This is a genomic window from Bacillus sp. C30 (assembly GCF_040838255.1).
GTDB lineage: Bacteria > Bacillota > Bacilli > Bacillales > Bacillaceae_G > Bacillus_A > Bacillus_A mycoides.
Genome location: NZ_JBFPJH010000448.1, coordinates 1 through 2,341 on the forward strand (window position 1 = coordinate 1; position 2,341 = coordinate 2,341).

The 2,341-nt window shown below is 34.5% G+C and carries 2 protein-coding genes; both read right to left on the bottom strand.

All coding sequences use genetic code 11. The features are described from left to right. Window positions 1–40: 40 nt before the first annotated feature. Window positions 41–1,543, bottom strand: a complete 1,503-nt coding sequence (locus tag AB3X49_RS21560) for a class I adenylate-forming enzyme family protein (RefSeq protein ID WP_367964639.1) — start codon at window positions 1,541–1,543, stop codon at window positions 41–43. Window positions 1,544–1,754: 211 nt separating this feature from the next. Continuing rightward, window positions 1,755–2,288 carry an NAD(P)H-dependent oxidoreductase gene (locus tag AB3X49_RS21565; protein ID WP_002014057.1) on the bottom strand — a complete coding sequence of 178 codons (534 nt, stop codon included), beginning with the start codon at window positions 2,286–2,288 and terminating at the stop codon, window positions 1,755–1,757. Window positions 2,289–2,341: the final 53 nt, after the last annotated feature.

Below are 2,341 nucleotides of genomic sequence, written 5' to 3' on the forward strand. Positions count from 1 at the left end.
GCTTTTTACATAACTGGATTCTTCATTATTTAATAACCTTTTATTTCACAAGAAAAACATCCCTTAATTCCCTCTTCAACACTTTCCCTAAAGCGTTTTTCGGTAATTCGTCCATAAATACAACTTCTGGTATTTTATAGCTTGCTAGTTTTTCTTTACAATGCTGAATAATCTCTTCTTCTGTTAAAGACGTTTGAATGTCCTTTACAATGTAAGCTGTTGGAACCTCCCCCCAAAAGTCATTTGGAATCCCAACTACTGCAACTTCTAAAACACCATTTATTTCATGAATTACATCTTCTACTTGATCTGGATATACGTTGTCACCACCGCGTACGATAACGTCTTTATATCTTCCCATAATATGTAGAAATCCATCATCATCTATCATACCGGTATCACCCATGTTAAACCAATTATCTTTTACTACCTTCTTTGTTGCCTCTTCATTATTCCAATATCCTTTAAACATGTACGGGCTTTTCACGTGAATCTCTCCAACTTCATTTGTTGTTAGCTCATCACCTGTTTCTGGATGAACAATTTTCAGCTCTACATGTTTCAAATTTTTCCCTACAGAAGACATTTTTTCTTTTCCCATATTTGGATGCCAAGAAGTTACTACCCAACCTTCTGTACTCCCATAACCTTGCACCATATAAATGCCTTTTTCCATATATTTTTGAATGAGTGTTTCTGGCACCTTTGTACCACCACTTTGCGCTACTTTAAAGGCCGAAATGTTGCGCTCTTTTTTATCTAATTCATCAAGCATGTAACTATAAACAGCTGGGAACGCAAGCATTGTAGTAATTTTCTCTTCTTCAATCTTATCCCAAATAAGAGTAGGATTCGAATCAGCTAAAAAGACCATCGTAACGCCATGATAAATACAATTTAAAATAGAAAGCACGCCACTCATATGAAACAATGGGTGCACTGATAAAAAGCGTTCACCTGCTGGAATTTCTCTTTGCCCCGCAATTTCAGTAAAATAATGGTGTAAGTTTTTATGACCAATTACACATGCTTTTGCCTGTCCAGTCGTTCCTGAAGTAAATAAGTAAATGGCATCATCATCTTCATGAACTTCCACATTCGGCTCTGTTATTGGCTGTTCCTTTAATTTTAATTCAAATGAGCCAAATCCTTCTTTTGTCGTCTCAATTACATAAGGAATTTCTTTAACTGCATTAATCTTTAATACAACTTCACTAAATTCATCATCAATAACTAATACTTTTAATCTCGCTTCTTTTACAATCGATTCTAATTCATAAGCAGTAAGCTGATGATTAAGCGGAATAAATATCGCTCCAATTTTTAAGCTTGCCATCATAACGCTTGGAAACGGATGATTATTTTTGCATAGAATTCCTATACGATCCCCTCTTTTCACACCGGTATGTAACAAATAATGTGCAAGCTGATTTACTCGTTCATTATACTGCTGAAACGAATACCTTTTCTCTCCACCGATAAGCGCTTCCAAATTTGGTGACTGCATTGCTCTTTTTTGTAATAATTGTCGCATCGTTCTCAAGTAAAACTCCCCTTTATATATGTTAGGGTTTTTATTTTACCAGATTAATTATTAATTCACTAAAGATTAAACTTAGTGAATTTAAATGAAGTGAATCTTTAGTTGATGTGGGGTGTTCATCCCCACTGATTATTAGTCCACACCTTACAGGCGGTTAATGCGGGATAAACAAAAATAGCCATCTACTTAACAAGTAGATGGCTATTTCTCCTTATATATTAGAAAACTCCTTATTCATCACATATTTCACATACTCAGGTGCACTTTTGTCAATCTCTTCATCACTGATTTCATATTCCGCACCATATAAATAAAATGATGGTATAAATTCCATTCCTGTATATAAGCTCGTAGCGTGGAATGGTTTCGTTAATTCATCCATTGTAATTCCGCTATTTTTATAGTCTTTTTCTAACCCACCTATAGAAATAGCTACACCAAATTCTTTCCCCTTCACTTTATCCCCTTTTGATCCGTAGGCAAATCCATATGTTAATACATCATCGAACCATTTTTTTAATAATGGTGGTGAGCTATACCAGTAGAGTGGAAATTGGAATATATATCGGTCGTGCTCTACTAACAGCTTTTGTTCTTCTTCAATATTAAATTCCCAATTTGGTGCCACTTTATATAATTCATGCACCGTTATTTCATCTGGATATTTCTCAAGTTCTTCTACCCATCTTTTATTAATTCGAGACTTTTCAATATCAGGATGTGCTACAATTACAAGTGTTTTCATATATTTTCTTCCCCCTTATAAATAATTCAAACGCTTTAGTATTAGTATGAATG